General features: G+C 65.6%; 15 protein-coding genes. All 15 read right to left on the bottom strand.

Annotated features, from left to right (window positions below; genetic code table 11):
- Nucleotides 1-226: 226 nt before the first annotated feature.
- Nucleotides 227-1,750, bottom strand: coding sequence for a lysine--tRNA ligase (lysS, locus tag ACNEOT_RS05900; RefSeq protein WP_415972901.1), 1,524 nt, complete (start codon nucleotides 1,748-1,750; stop codon nucleotides 227-229).
- Between the two features lie 36 nt (nucleotides 1,751-1,786).
- A complete protein-coding gene (locus ACNEOT_RS05895) occupies nucleotides 1,787-2,224 on the bottom strand; it encodes a rhodanese-like domain-containing protein (RefSeq protein WP_415972899.1) in 438 nt (145 codons plus the stop codon).
- Complete coding sequence (locus ACNEOT_RS05890) at nucleotides 2,221-2,790, bottom strand: cysteine dioxygenase (protein WP_415972897.1); 570 nt, start codon at nucleotides 2,788-2,790, stop codon at nucleotides 2,221-2,223. The genes ACNEOT_RS05895 and ACNEOT_RS05890 overlap by 4 nt, the downstream gene beginning before the upstream one ends.
- A gap of 159 nt (nucleotides 2,791-2,949) precedes the next feature.
- Nucleotides 2,950-3,747: a type III pantothenate kinase gene (locus tag ACNEOT_RS05885; RefSeq protein ID WP_415972896.1), complete on the bottom strand. Its 798-nt coding sequence runs from the start codon at nucleotides 3,745-3,747 to the stop codon at nucleotides 2,950-2,952.
- Between the two features lie 4 nt (nucleotides 3,748-3,751).
- Nucleotides 3,752-4,183 (bottom strand): aspartate 1-decarboxylase, encoded by a 432-nt coding sequence (panD, locus tag ACNEOT_RS05880; protein ID WP_032380718.1) that lies wholly within the window; start codon nucleotides 4,181-4,183, stop codon nucleotides 3,752-3,754.
- Between the two features lie 4 nt (nucleotides 4,184-4,187).
- Nucleotides 4,188-5,096 (bottom strand): pantoate--beta-alanine ligase, encoded by a 909-nt coding sequence (gene panC / locus ACNEOT_RS05875; RefSeq protein WP_415972894.1) that lies wholly within the window; start codon nucleotides 5,094-5,096, stop codon nucleotides 4,188-4,190.
- Nucleotides 5,093-6,007, bottom strand: coding sequence for a Rossmann-like and DUF2520 domain-containing protein (locus tag ACNEOT_RS05870; RefSeq protein WP_415972892.1), 915 nt, complete (start codon nucleotides 6,005-6,007; stop codon nucleotides 5,093-5,095). The genes panC and ACNEOT_RS05870 overlap by 4 nt, the downstream gene beginning before the upstream one ends.
- A 114-nt stretch (nucleotides 6,008-6,121) precedes the next feature.
- A complete protein-coding gene (locus ACNEOT_RS05865) occupies nucleotides 6,122-7,405 on the bottom strand; it encodes a DUF6779 domain-containing protein (RefSeq protein WP_415972890.1) in 1,284 nt (427 codons plus the stop codon).
- Nucleotides 7,406-7,495: 90 nt separating this feature from the next.
- Nucleotides 7,496-7,966: a DUF3180 domain-containing protein gene (locus ACNEOT_RS05860; RefSeq protein WP_415972889.1), complete on the bottom strand. Its 471-nt coding sequence runs from the start codon at nucleotides 7,964-7,966 to the stop codon at nucleotides 7,496-7,498.
- Entirely contained in the window at nucleotides 7,963-8,469 is a 507-nt protein-coding gene (folK, locus tag ACNEOT_RS05855) for a 2-amino-4-hydroxy-6-hydroxymethyldihydropteridine diphosphokinase (protein ID WP_415972887.1), read from the bottom strand. The genes ACNEOT_RS05860 and folK overlap by 4 nt, the downstream gene beginning before the upstream one ends.
- Nucleotides 8,466-8,870 carry a dihydroneopterin aldolase gene (folB, locus tag ACNEOT_RS05850; RefSeq protein WP_415972886.1) on the bottom strand — a complete coding sequence of 135 codons (405 nt, stop codon included), beginning with the start codon at nucleotides 8,868-8,870 and terminating at the stop codon, nucleotides 8,466-8,468. Before folB ends, folK begins: the two co-directional genes overlap by 4 nt.
- On the bottom strand, nucleotides 8,867-9,715 hold the full coding sequence (gene folP / locus ACNEOT_RS05845; protein ID WP_415972885.1) for a dihydropteroate synthase: 849 nt from the start codon (nucleotides 9,713-9,715) through the stop codon (nucleotides 8,867-8,869). The genes folB and folP overlap by 4 nt, the downstream gene beginning before the upstream one ends.
- A 19-nt stretch (nucleotides 9,716-9,734) precedes the next feature.
- A complete protein-coding gene (gene folE, locus ACNEOT_RS05840) occupies nucleotides 9,735-10,349 on the bottom strand; it encodes a GTP cyclohydrolase I FolE (RefSeq protein ID WP_415973667.1) in 615 nt (204 codons plus the stop codon).
- A 184-nt stretch (nucleotides 10,350-10,533) separates the two neighbouring features.
- A complete protein-coding gene (gene ftsH / locus ACNEOT_RS05835; RefSeq protein ID WP_415972883.1) occupies nucleotides 10,534-13,371 on the bottom strand; it encodes an ATP-dependent zinc metalloprotease FtsH in 2,838 nt (945 codons plus the stop codon).
- Between the two features lie 289 nt (nucleotides 13,372-13,660).
- Nucleotides 13,661-14,212, bottom strand: coding sequence for a hypoxanthine phosphoribosyltransferase (hpt, locus tag ACNEOT_RS05830; protein WP_032380712.1), 552 nt, complete (start codon nucleotides 14,210-14,212; stop codon nucleotides 13,661-13,663).
- Between the last annotated feature and the right edge of the window lie 10 nt (nucleotides 14,213-14,222).

The following is a 14,222-nucleotide window of genomic DNA, read 5'->3' as shown; positions in this document are numbered from 1 at the left end:
TAGCGCCGCAGTGTCCAACACGCCGGGTCGCTTGTGCATTTGAAGGTAAGACTGATTCTCACTGTAGTTGGCCGACGTTACGAACGCCGACCCTCCACCCCTGAAATGCTGCGCAACCGCCCACGTATGCGGACTGCCTTGCCTGCTTACTGTTCATAACGCAGGCACAATGCAAAACGTTTCCCATTCACTGTCCGCTGCTGGCGAACAGCTCTTTACCGTTCGATCAAGCCTGAGACGGCTTGACGATCGGAAACAGGATCGTTTCGCGGATGCCCAACCCGGTCAGCGCCATCAACAGACGGTCGATGCCCATGCCGGTTCCGGTGGTCGGCGGCATGCCCTGCTCCATCGCGGCGAGGAAATCCTCGTCCAGCACCATCGCCTCGTCGTCGCCCGCAGCGGCCTGACGCGCCTGATCCTCGAAACGCTCGCGCTGAATGATCGGATCGACCAACTCGGAGTAGCCGGTGGCCAGCTCGAAACCACGGACGTAGAGGTCCCACTTCTCGGTGACGCCGGGCTTGCTGCGGTGCTGACGCGTCAGCGGGGACGTCTCGACCGGGAAGTCACGAACGAACGTCGGCTCGGTCAACGCGTCGCCCACCTGGTGCTCCCACAGTTCCTCGACGAGCTTGCCGTGGCCGTAGATCGGGACGCCGTCCTTGCGCGGCACCTCGACGCCCACCTTGTCGGCGATCGCGAGCAGTTCGTCGACGGTCGTGTCGGGGGTGACGTCGAATCCGAGCGACTCCGACAGTGACGGGTACATCTCGAGTGTCGTCCATTCACCACCGAGGTCGTAGGTGGTGCCGTCGGGCAGTGTGACGACCGTGGAGCCGAGGGCGGCCATGGCCACTTCCTGAACGAGCTCGCGGGTCATCTTGGCCGAGTCGTCGTACGTGCCGTAGGCCTCGTACGTCTCGAGCATCGCGAACTCCGGCGAGTGCGACGAGTCGGCACCCTCGTTGCGGAAGTTGCGGTTGATCTCGAAGACCTTCTCGATGCCGCCGACGACACAGCGCTTGAGGAACAGCTCGGGCGCGATGCGGAGATAGAGGTCGGTGTCCATCGCATTGGAGTGCGTGACGAACGGCCGAGCGGCCGCGCCGCCGTGCAGCGTCTGCAGCATCGGTGTCTCGACCTCGAGGAATCCGCGGCGCTCGAGGGCGTTACGCAGTTCCCGGACGACGGCGATGCGCTTGCGCGCGGTCTCGCGAGCTTCCGGACGCGTGATCAGGTCCAGGTAACGCTGCCGGATGCGCGTCTCTTCGTTGAGCTCCTTGTGCGCGACGGGCAACGGCCGCAACGACTTCGACGCGATCTGCCAGGCGTCGGCCATGACCGACAGCTCGCCTCGCCGCGAGCTGATGACCTCACCGTGCACGAACACGAAGTCGCCGAGATCGACGTCCGACTTCCATTCCGCGAGAGCGCCTTCGCCCACGCCCGCCAGGCTGATCATCGCCTGGAGCTGGGTGCCGTCGCCCTCCTGCAACGTGGCGAAGCACAGCTTGCCGGTGTTGCGAACGAAGATGACGCGGCCGACGACGCCGACGATCAGGCCGGTCTGCGTATCGGGTTCGAGCTCGGGGAACTCGGTGCGGATCTCGAGCAGGGAATGGGTCCGCGGAACGGACACCGGATACGCCTCGACCCCACGCTCGAGCAGCGAAGCGCGCTTGGCACGACGAATCCGTAGTTGCTCCGGGGTGTCGTCGGCCGGCTGGGTAGAAGCTGTATCACTCACGCGCAGACACTTTACAGACCGACTGCGCAGGGACGATCAGTGCGCTGCGACGGCCTCGGCCTCGCGAACGCAGTGCTTGGCCTGCGTCAACACTCCGAGCAGTCCCGCCGACTTCAGTGCCTGATAGCCGCCGACCAGATCGGTGGCCTTGTGCAGACCCAGCAACTGCAGCGAGGCAGCCGCGAGGGAGGAGGTGTAGCCCTCCGAGCAGATGACGATCCACTCGACGTCGTGGTCGACGGCAATGGCCAGACGCGCATCGCTCGTCGGGTCCAGCCGCCATTCGAGGACGTTGCGCTCGATGGCGAGGGCTCCGGGAAGCGTTCCCTCCACGGCGCGTTGCGCCTGGGGACGGATGTCCACGACGACGGCTCCGCGGGCAACGGCGTCGCGCAGCTCGAAGACGGTGACTCGATCGATGGTCTCGCGAGCGGATTCGAGCATTTCGACAATGGTCCTCGTGTGAATGGTCATCGCGGGGCCTTCTCGGGTTCGTCGGTGAGCTCGCTGCGGGTGCGACGCAAGGTGGACCGCTCGGTCACTTCGTAGTACGACATCGCCGTCAATGGCGGTGAGTAGGCGTGCACGCTGAGAGTGGGGGCGCTCGTGCCGGACGCCGGATCGTGCATCACGTCGTGCACCCAACCGAGCGGGAACGACGCCTGATCACCGGCGTCGAGGCGACGTAGCTTCAATTCGGTTCCGGCCCAGCGGTATTCGAGTAGCGAGCCACTGAGAACGGTCAGCGCACCGAGCGATCCGGCGTGATCGTGCAGTTCGGTGGAACGGTCGGGAACCCAGCTGATCAACCACACGTCGAGATCGTCGTCGGAGTGCAGACGGGTGGCCCAGCGCTCGTCCGTGGGCCAGCGACCGCCATCTGGAAGCAGATGATCGAAGCGGCCCTCGAGCACGTCGGATGCGCCCTGGTCGGTGATACGCAGCAAGTCCGGTGGACGCAGCCGCGTCGGAAGCGTCGAGATGGACCGCGAAGACAATCGGGGTCGGGAGGGTGCAGAAAGTACAGGTGTGGAAAGCATGAAGCTCTACTCCAGGGGTGCGTTATGAACGAGGCAGGGTTCAGCCTCGACAACACTCCTGGGTGGCCATGCACGTCATCACGGCAACGAGTCTGACACACGGATCCGCGATGCGCCAGCCCTTCACCGATACTTCAGCGCGGGCGTCACTGAAGACATTCAGCGTGGACGCCGTGCCATGTTGCGTTCGTAGACCAGGCGTAGGCCCTCGAGGGTCAGGTCGGGTTCGTGGTGCTCGATGGTGGTCGATTCGGGCAGGATCAGTGCAGCGATGTCGCCTGTTCCGATGATGGCGACGTCCGTGCCGGTCACCTCGGGGACCTCCCGTCGGATCCGCCCGACGAGCCCGTCCACCAGGCCCGCGAATCCGAAGATGGTGCCCGACTGGATGCACTCGACGGTGTTCTTGCCCAGCACCGAGCGCGGCCGGACCATCTCCACCTCGCGCAGCGTCGCGGTTCGCGTCGACATGGCCGACGCCGATATCTCGAGACCGGGGGCAATGGCACCGCCGAGGAATTCCCCCTTGGCCGAGACGACGTCCACGCAGGTGGTGGTTCCGAAGTCCACCACGATGCACGCAGATCCGTACAGGTCATGTGCGGCAAGGGTATTGACGATACGATCGGCACCGACCTCCTTGGGATTGTCGACCAGCAACGGCACGCCGGTCCGCACACCCGGTTCGACCATCACGTGCACCACATGATCCCAGTAGCGCGCGAACATCGTGCGCATCTCTCGCAGCACCGACGGCACGGTCGACAACGCCGTCACACCGGTGATCTGTTCGGCATCGGCCCCGAGCAATCCACGGAGCATGAACGCCAGCTCGTCCGCTGTCACATGCGGATCGGTTCGTATTCGCCAGTCTCGCAGCAATTTCGAGTGATCACCGGTGCCGGTGAACAGCCCGACAACGGTGCTGGTGTTGCGCACATCGATCGCGAGGAGCATCGAATCAGACCAGCACGGAATCGGCCCGCAGATCGCGCGGTGTGATCAGACCCGAGCCTGCAGGCGCATGAGCCGGATCGCTGCCGAGTTCGACCGGCCGGTTCTTCTCGTCGACGAACACCACCCGAGGCGCGTAGTCGGCAACCTCCTGCTCGTTCATCACCCCGTAGGCGATCAGGATGACCAGGTCACCCGGGTTCACCAGATGCGCTGCAGCTCCGTTGATTCCGATGACGCCACTGCCCCGTTCACCGGTGATCACATACGTCTCGAGGCGAGCACCGTTGTCGATGTCGACAATGGTGACCTGCTCACCCTCGAGCAGGTCGGCCGCCTCCATCAAGTCCTGATCGACGGTCACCGAGCCCACGTAGTGCAGGTCTGCGTGCGTCACGGTGGCGCGATGGATCTTGGACTTCATCATGGTACGAAACATCGTGTCACTCTCCACTTTTAGGATCGTCGGGGTACTCGAGAAAGCCCGTGCCGACAGCGACACCGACATTGTCGATCAATCTCGTGGTGCCCACCTTGGCTGCCACGAGCAGTCTTCCGTCTCCGCGTTCGGGAGCCGGGCCGAGATGCGGATCGCGCACCTCCAGATAGTCGACCTGCACAAGCGGTGCTTCGTCGAGAACGGCACGGGCAGTGGCGAGGATGGCCTCCGCACCGCCGGCCGCAGCGTGCGCCCCGGCGACCAGTGCAGCCGACAGCGCCATCGAGGCCTCTCGCTGCTCGGCGTCGAGGTACCGGTTACGCGAGGACAACGCGAGACCGTCCTGCTCACGAACCGTCGGGACCCCGATGACGGCGACGTCGAAGTTCAGATCCCGAACCATCTGCCGGATCAACGTCAGCTGCTGGTAGTCCTTTTCCCCGAAGTACGCGCGATGCGGTGCGGCGATCTGCAGCAGCTTGGCCACGACGGTGAGCATCCCCGCGAAATGCGTTGGCCTGCTGCGACCTTCGAGCTCTGCGCCGAGCGGACCGGGGTGAACCGTGGTGCGCGGACCGGACGGGTACATGTCCGATGCCGACGGCGCGAAGACCAACTCGACGCCCTCCTCGCGCAGCAGTGCGACATCGGCGTCGAGGGTCCGCGGATAGGCGTCGAGGTCCTCTCCCACACCGAACTGCAGTGGGTTGACGAAGATCGACACGATCACCACGGCACCGGTGAGCTTGGCCTGCCGCACCAACTGCAGGTGCCCGGCGTGCAGCGCTCCCATGGTGGGCACCAGTGCGACCTGCTTCCCGACGCCCCGCAGCGCCTTCGACACCGACGTGATCACCGCAGGATCGTGGTGAACCGTCAACTGCCCCTTGGTGTAGCTGCCCGCGAGGGTCATTGCTTCCCTTCCAGAAGTTCGATCAGATCTGCCGTGGCACCGATGCGCTGTGCCGATCGCAACGACAGCGCCCGGTATCCGGCTGCGATGCGCGAATCCACGGCCTCGAGCACATCGAGGTGCTTGCCGACAGCCGCAGTGTCGCCCCGAGCCACCGGTCCGGTGAGTGCCGACTGCCCGTTGCGCAGCGCATTGTCCAGCGCGGCTTCGAGAAGTGGAGCCAGAACGCGCTCGGGCACACCGCGTTCGGCGTCCGAACCGGGAAAACCCGGACCGGCCAACGCAACTCGGAGCGCTTCGACGGCGTCGACCACCAAGGTGACGAGATGATTGCTGCCGTGAGCGAGCGCGGCATGGTAGAGCGCCCGGTTGTTCTCGGGCACGTGCACCGGCTCGCCGCCGATCTCGAGTACGAGGGCCTGCGCCACCGCATAGCCGATCTCGTCGCCCGCGGTGATGCCGAAGCACGCCGCCGTCATCCTGTCGGTGTCCTCGACCCCGCCGCTGAACGTCATCGCCGGATGAATGGCCAGTGGGACAGCACCGAGAGCGGCCAGCGGTTCGAGCACGGCCACACCGTTCGCCCCCGACGTGTGCGCCACCAACTTCCCCGGAGCGACCGCACCGGTGGCCGCAAGTCCTGCGACGATGGACGCCAATTCGTAGTCGGGCACAGCCAGGATCAACAGTTCGGCGCGACGAGCAACCTCGTCGACGGGCAGGATCTGAGACTCGGGCAATCGGGCGCGTACCCGTGCGATGGACGCATCGGACACGGCAGCGGCACCGACAACGACATGCCCGACGCGTTCGAGCGCCTCACCGAATGCGGTACCAACCCGCCCCGCAGAGACGACACCTACCGTCAAGCGAGCCGGAGACAGACCACCAGTGAACCCTGATGAGGTCACCGAAAACTTCCTCTCGATCGTTCCAGTCCCGCTCGGCGGGTACCAGACGTCCTGCTGGGAACAATAGCGGCCTCGACCCCTCGCGGGCCATGGAGGGAGTGTGTGATCTGGTTCTCAGTCTGCGCGACGGCGACGGCGACGCGTACCCGGATCGGTCACGGCCGGATCGGACGAGTCTCCACCGTGCAGACCGGCCATGATCTCGGCGACGGAGCGCCCGTTGGAGTGCGCACCCGTGGCGTCCTCGTCGTCCCCCGACTCCGCGCGCCTACGTCCGCGTCGGGGCGAGGTGGATGCGTCCTCGTCAGGTGTCCGGCTGTCCTGATCGCTCGCGAAGAACGCGTCGGCCGATTCGCGCAACGAGGTACGGGACGTCGAATCGGAGTCGCCGTCGCGGTCCACGTCCGACCGGTACGCAGGCTCGGCCGGCTCCGAGTACGACTCTTCCGGGTAGGAACCGACGGACTGGGTCTCGGTGTCGTAGAGCTCGGCGGCCACCTGCGGTTCGTTCTCGACAGCCGGTTCCGGCTCTGCAGCAGGTCGACGCGTCTGCTCGAAGTCGTAGGGAACGAAGGGCGAGCTGGGCGGCGTCACGCGCGCGGCCGGCCTCGGGGCACCGTAGGGGCGGGCCTGCGCTGCGGGTCGCTCGTACGGATCCTCGTCCTGGTCGGATGCGGCCGACTCGGCATTCGCGTCCTCGACAGAGCTTTCGGCGTACGGATTGCGAGCCGACTCGGCGTCGGTCGAGGCCCCCGCTGTGGCCGTGGCCTGCGGCATCTCGTCCGGATCCACGGGGTAGACCACCGAGGTCTCGGCCGTGACCGGCTCGTCGTAGGGAGTTCCCACTCCGTTGAGGCCCGTTCCGTTGCTGCCGCCTCGGACATACAGGCCGGACGGCGCAGGTTGATAGCTGTCGTATCCCCGTCCGCCCAGTTCTTGCATCCTCATCGCCTCGGCGCGCAGGGCGACTCGTTCGGTCGGCAGATTGCCGTCGAACAGCACCTGCAGATTCTGGCGTAGGGCGGCGAGTTCGTTGCGCAGCGCCGCAACTTCGTCGATCTCGAGCTGCGATTCGCTACGTACGCGAGCTTCGACGCTCATCTCGTACTCACGTCGGGCCGAAATTTCCCGGGCGAGTTGCAGCTCGTAGACCGTCTGCAGGTCCTTGGCCTTGGTCTGATCGGCGGCGGCTTCCCTGCGGTACTTGGTCATTGCGAAGGCTCCGATCACCGCAGCCCACAGAGCCGAGAGCACACCCACCCTCATCCACTGCACACTCTCGGTGAAGAGCAACAACACACTGGCGATGATGCCGAACACGACGAGCGCCGCAAGGAACAGCTGGCTCGCACTACGCCTCTTACGGCGTCCCTTCTTTGCGCGAGTCTGATCTGTCATGTTCACAAGGGTAACTGGCAAATCGTTCGCAAATAGTCATCCTCGGCCGATCGCTTACGCAGCCGAGGTAACAATCAAATGTTTCGAGGGTTACCGAGAACGCTCGTCGTCACGGTCTTTCGGGGTGCGGCAGCACTGCTCGAGCCACAACGCGGCACCGACAACGGCCAGTCCTGCCACGAGCGCGACGATCGCCCCCGACCGATCCGACGCCGCCGCCTGCACCGTCGCGGCCCGTGGCATCACGTACACCAGAAACCCGACACACACTCCGACGACGGCTGTCCCCACCAGCACCGACGCCTTCGCCAGCACCAGCGCCCTGAACACCGTCAAGGGATGCAGATCGTGCAGACCGCCGCCCACCCGATGCTCGGCGATGCGATTGCGGACGATCACGGCAGTCACCACTTCCACCACTGCAACCAGATACAACGACGCACCGGCATACACCGGAATCGGTGGAAACGAACCGTAGAAGACGCGAACGAGTAGCCACGTTCCGATCGAGGCCACCAGAAACAGACCCAGTACATCCCAGATCTTGGTGGGATTGCTCACCACGATCCATCACCGACGCCTTGCTTCACGACTCCCGCACGCTCTTCGGCACTCAGGTTCTCGAGCAACTCCGCTACCGGCACGTCGACGTCTCCGACGCGCAGCGTGGCGTCCGGTTCGACGTCCAACCACGGCAGCAGGACGAATGCCCGCTCGTGCGCGCGCGGATGCGGAAGGGTCAATCGAGGGTCGTCGCTGATCACGTTCTCGCACACCACGACATCGACGTCGAGGCTCCGTGGCCCCCACCGCTGCACCCGAACGCGGTCGGCCGCCTCTTCGAGTCGCTGGCCGAAGCGCAACCAGTCCCAGGCATCGAACGCGTCGTCCTCGGCCAACACGACCGCGTTGAGAAAGTCCTGCTGTTCGACGCCACCCCAGGGCGCAGATCGGTACACAGGCGAGGACGCCACCACGCGGTCACCCAATGCGGTTGTCACAGAACGTAAGTGGCTCAGAGAATCACCGATGTTGCTGCCGATGGACAGCACCGCGCGGGTCACCGGCGCTCGCGATACGCGACCACCGCGACGTCGCCGAACGTCAGCGGGATGGGGGCCGACGGCTTGTGCAGCACCACTTCGACCGCGTCGACGCGGGAGTCGTATGCCAGCACCACGTCGGCGATCTCGGCCGAGACCGTCTCGATCAGGTCCCGGGGCGGTCCAGCGACGACGGCCGCGGCGCGCTCGGCCAATTCGCCGTAGTGCAGCGTCCGGGTCAGGTCGTCGGTCTCGGCCGCGGGCCGCAGATCCATCCACACGGTGATGTCGACGACGAAGTCCTGACCGTCTCGCTTCTCGAAGTCGAAGACGCCGTGATTGCCGCGCACCGTCAGACCCCGCAGTTCGATGCGGTCGCCGCGACGCGTTCCGGTGCCGACACGGCTGCTGATCTCGCTCATGCCCGATCACCCTGCCATGCCCGGACGACGGCCACTGCGTCGAGTGAAGCCTGGACGTCGTGCACCCGCACACCCCAGGCACCCCCGGCGACGGCCAACGCCGACACCACGGCCGTGGCGATCTCGCGACCGTCCGGTGGCCGCGAGGAACCGTCGTTCTCGGCCAACAAAGTCCCGAGGAAGCGTTTACGGGAGGCACCGACGAGAACCGGGAACCCGGCAGCCACCAGGTCCGGTAGCCCGCGAAGCAATTGCCAGTTGTGTTCGGCGTTCTTGGCGAATCCCAGGCCCGGGTCGAGTACGAGCATCGCCGCGTCCACTCCCGCGGCCACCGCGTGGTCCACCTGTTCGAGCAACTCGCTACGGACGTCGGCGACCACGTCGTCGTATCGATCGGCCGGACCGGCGTGTCGGTACTCGGAACCGGCGGCCCGCCAGTGCATCAGGATCCACGGCAATCCGCCGTCCGCGACCACCCCGGCCATGGCCGCATCGGCTCGCCCACCCGAGACGTCGTTGACGATCGAGACTCCGGCCTCGATCGCTGCCTCGGCGACGGAGGCGCGCATCGTGTCGACGCTGGTGGTAACCCCTTCGGCGGCGAGCGCGGTGATGACCGGCACCACGCGCTGCACCTCGAGAGCCGGATCGATCCGATCTGCTCCCGGGCGCGTGGACTCGCCACCGACATCGACGATGTCGACTCCGCGACGATGCATCGCCAGCCCGTGTTCGACGGCGGCATCGACATCGAGGTACCGACCACCGTCGGAGAACGAATCGGCGGTGACGTTCAAGACACCCATGACGACGGGTGCCGGGGGGATGCTTCGCACAGAACTCATCGGGAACCGAACGAGCGCGTCATTTCCGCAGAATCAGGTCCAGAGCTTCCGAACGCGATGCCGCGCTGGACTGCAGCAGACCCCGCACCGCAGAGGTGGTGGTACTGGCACCCGGCTTGCGAATCCCGCGCATGGCCATGCAGAGATGCTCGGCCTCGATCACGACGATCGCACCGCGCGGGTCGAGCTTTCGCATCAACGCGTCGGCGATCTGGCTCGTCAGACGTTCCTGCACCTGCGGACGCTTGGCGTACATGTCCACCACGCGCGCCAGCTTCGACAGACCGGTGACCTTTCCGGTCTTACCGGGGATGTACCCGACGTGTGCGACTCCGTGGAACGAGACCAGGTGGTGCTCGCACGTGGAGAACATGGGGATGTCGCGGACGAGAACCAGTTCCTGATGCCCCTCGTCGAACGTGGTGTTCAGAGCCGTGTCCGGGTCCGTGTAGAGCCCGGCAAAGATCTCGCGGTAGGAACGCGCGACGCGAGCGGGGGTATCGAGCAAGCCCGGACGGTCGGGATCCTCACCGACGGCGATCAACAACTCACGCACGGCGGCCTCGGCGCGAGGCTGATCGAAGGCCGCGCCGGTGGCATAGGCCACCGTCTGCTCCACCGATGCCTGCTCCACTGCTGCTGTCTGGTCCACTGCTGTCTCGTCCACGAGAACGTACCTCCGGTTGGGCTCCGCTTATATGACAGCTGGGCCGACCTGCACCTGTCCTTCACCAGAACAGCTGCGCCGACCTACTGCACGGTTCGAACGACGTGCTGGGCCGACCGAGACGGTCGACCCAGCAAGCCTAATGATCGGCCTAGCGGTACGAACCGCCCGGCCCTTCCCAGCGTTGCGTCCGCGGACCCTCGTCGCCGTCGTCCTCGGACCGTTCACTTCGCCGCGAGTCCTCGGACCGGCTGCCCTCGGGACGGTCGTCTCCGGGCAACGGATAACTCTGGGTCGGAGTCGGTACTTCCCACGTCGGAGCCGACGGCTCCTGCGGAGCAGCCTCGTCCTGATTCTGACCGTACGGGGGCTCGTGCCGAGAAGTACGACCCTGATCCCGAGTGTCCGGCCGGAACGGATCCGGCTGATACTGCGGCGGCTGATACGTCGGCGGCTGCTGGTACGTCGGATGCTGACGGTATGACGGCTGCCCCTGCGGCGGCTCGTACCGGTTCTGGTCGGGCCGATCCGATTCCGGCTGGTCGCGGTTCGGTTGGTTCCGATCCGGTGGCGTGGTCGGTCCTTGGTAGCGCGGCACCGACGGCTGGTCGCGCGGCGGCCAACCCGGAGCCGACCATCCTGCCGGAGCACCGTAATCCGGCCGTGAGCCCTGGCCTGGGCCGCTCGGTCGCGGTTCCTGACGGCGATAGCCCTCGGAGTATCCGCCACCGTTCGGAGCCCCGCCGTTGGTCGGGCCGCCGCCGTTGTAGCCACCGCCGTTGTACCCGCCACCGTTGTACTCACCGGTTGCCGGCGCGCTGCGTCGACCGCTACCGGTGTTCGGCGCGTCGACGTCCCCGGTGCTCGGTGGTCCGTCGACTGGGCCACCGTTGTTACCCGGCAAGCCGTTGGCAGGAGCGCCGCTGGTCGGGTTGCCGTTGTATCCGCTACTTCCGTTCGGGTATCCGCCCTTGCTCAGTTGCGGCGACCCGGCGTAGCTGGGCTGCGGAAACTGTTGCGGTGGAAGCTGCTTCGGGGCCGGCGGCACCGGAGGCCACGGCTCGCCGCGCTCGGCGGCGAGTTCGCGGGGAGTCTTGACCGGCGGCTTGTCCGAGGGCTTGCGATCACCGAAGTCGTTGAACAGGGTGATGCGCGGACGCTTGGTGACGCTGTGGAAGATCTTCTCGAGGTCCTTGCGAGTGAGTGTCTCGCGCTCGAGCAGCTCCGTGGCTAGGGTGTCGAGCAGGTCGCGGTACTCGTTGAGGATGGCCCACGCCTCGGTGTGCGCGGCCTCGATGAGTTTGCGGACCTCTTCGTCGATCTCGCGCGCGACCTCGTGCGAGAAGTCGGACTGCTGGCCCATCGAACGACCGAGGAACGGGTCGCCCTGTTCCTGCCCGTACCGGACGGCTCCGAGCTTGCTGCTCATGCCGTACTCGGTGACCATTGCGCGAGCGATCTTCGTGGCCTGGTCGATGTCCGAGGATGCCCCGGTGGTCGGCTCGTGGAACACGAGCTCCTCGGCCGCGCGACCGCCCATGGCCATGACCAGACGTGCGATCATCTCCGACCGCGTCATCAGGCCCTTGTCGTCCTCGGGCACCGTCATCGCGTGACCGCCGGTGCGGCCACGAGCGAGGATGGTGACCTTGTAGACGGGCTCGATGTCGGGCATCGCCCACGCCGCGAGAGTGTGTCCACCCTCGTGGTACGCGGTGATCTTGCGCTCGTGCTCGCTGATGATGCGGCTCTTGCGGCGCGGCCCGCCGACAACGCGGTCCACCGACTCCTCGAGCGAGGCCTCGGTGATGACGGTGCCGTTCTCGCGGGCGGTGAGCAGTGCCGCCTCGTTGATGACGTTGGCCAGATCGGCACCGGACATCCCGACGGTTCGCTTGGCGAGACCTTCGAGGTCGGCGTCCTGGGCGACGGGCTTGCCCGCCGAGTGCACCTTGAGGATGGCCCGACGGCCTGCCAGGTCGGGCGCGCCGACCGGAATCTGCCGGTCGAAGCGGCCCGGGCGCAGCAGCGCGGGGTCGAGGATGTCGGGTCGGTTGGTGGCGGCGATGAGGATGACGCCGGTGCGCTCACCGAAGCCGTCCATCTCGACGAGCAGCTGGTTGAGTGTCTGCTCGCGCTCGTCGTGACCGCCGCCCATGCCTGCACCGCGCTGACGACCGACGGCGTCGATCTCGTCGACGAAGATGATGCACGGGCTGTTCTGCTTTGCCTGCTCGAACAGGTCGCGGACACGGGACGCACCGACACCGACGAACATCTCGACGAAGTCCGAGCCCGAGATGGTGAAGAACGGGACGCCCGCCTCGCCTGCGACGGCGCGCGCGAGCAGCGTCTTGCCGGTTCCGGGAGGGCCGTACAGCAGCACGCCACGCGGAATCTTGGCACCGAGCGCCTGATAGCGCGCCGGGTTCTGCAGGAAGTCCTTGATCTCGTAGAGCTCTTCGACTGCCTCGTCCGCGCCTGCGACATCGGCGAACGTGGTCTTGGGCATGTCCTTCGTCAACTGCTTGGCCTTGGATTTACCGAAGCCCATGACGCCACCGCGGCCACCACCCTGCATACGGCTCATCACGAAGATGATCACGCCGAGGATCAGCACCATCGGGAGGATCAGCAGCAGGAAGGAGCTGAACCAGCTCTCCTGGGTGACGGTGGTGTTGTACTTCGTCAGGCCCTGCGAATCGACCTTGTCGAAGATCTGCTCGGACGCCGAGTCCGGATACTTCGCGATGATCTGCTTCTCGTTGCCCGTCGCGTCGGAGGCCTCTTTGAGAGTCAGCCGGATCTGTTGCTCACGGTCGTCGATCTGCGCGGACTCGACGTTTCGATCGTCGAGCTGGGCGATCGCCACCGAGGTGTCGACCGACTTCCAGTTCCGCGTGTCGTTACCGAAGTAACTGAAGGCATATATCACCAACAGAATGCCGAAAACGATGGCCAGATTTCGTATTACTGTCTTCCGATTCATACAGCTTCAGCCGAGACGGCCGTGTCCTTTCAGTCCGCTCCCGCGCGCTGGCTGCTCCCTGCCCGCCGGATGCTCCAGGCTACCGCGATACCCGGACACCGGACTCGCTCACACCTGGCGCTCTGCGTCCACGCACCTGTCGGCGTTGACGCTTCTTCCCCTCCAACGACTGCACTCCCCCGGCAGTTCCCCACCTGGTGGGCACCCTAGCCGTATCGGTGGTCCACTGCACACGTCCGAGCGCGGCAATGGACCGTTCACGCAGCGCGAACGGTCCTGGAGAACGAACTCAGCTGTAGACCTTGGGGTCCAACAGACCGATGTACGGCAGATCCCGGTAGCGCTCGTTGTAGTCGAGGCCGTAACCGACGACGAACTCGTTGGGTATGTCGAAGCCCACGTTCGCAACCTCGACGTCGACCTTGATCGCGTCGGGCTTACGCAGCAACGTCACCACCGACAGCGAGGCAGGCGACCGGGTCGCCAGGTTGCGCTTGAGCCAGCTCAGCGTCAGACCCGAGTCGATGATGTCCTCGACGATCAGCACGTGGCGTCCGGTGATATCGCGGTCCAGGTCCTTGAGAATGCGGACGACGCCGGACGAGGACGTCGACGAGCCGTAGGAACTGACCGCCATGAACTCGAGCTGCGCCGGGATGGGGAGTGCCCGCGCGAAGTCGGTCATGAACATGATCGCGCCCTTGAGGACGCCGACAAGGAGCAGGTCGCCTTCCGGGGAGCCTTCGGGATACCGCTTCGCGATCTCTTCTGCGAGTTCCGCAGTGCGCGCTTTGATCTGTTCCTCGGAAATGAGAACCGATTCGATGTCGCCCTCGTACACGGGGTTTCCC

Source organism: Rhodococcus sp. 077-4 (assembly GCF_047782425.1).
Classification (GTDB): Bacteria; Actinomycetota; Actinomycetes; order Mycobacteriales; family Mycobacteriaceae; genus Rhodococcoides.
This window is presented reverse-complemented; position numbering and strand designations above follow the sequence as displayed.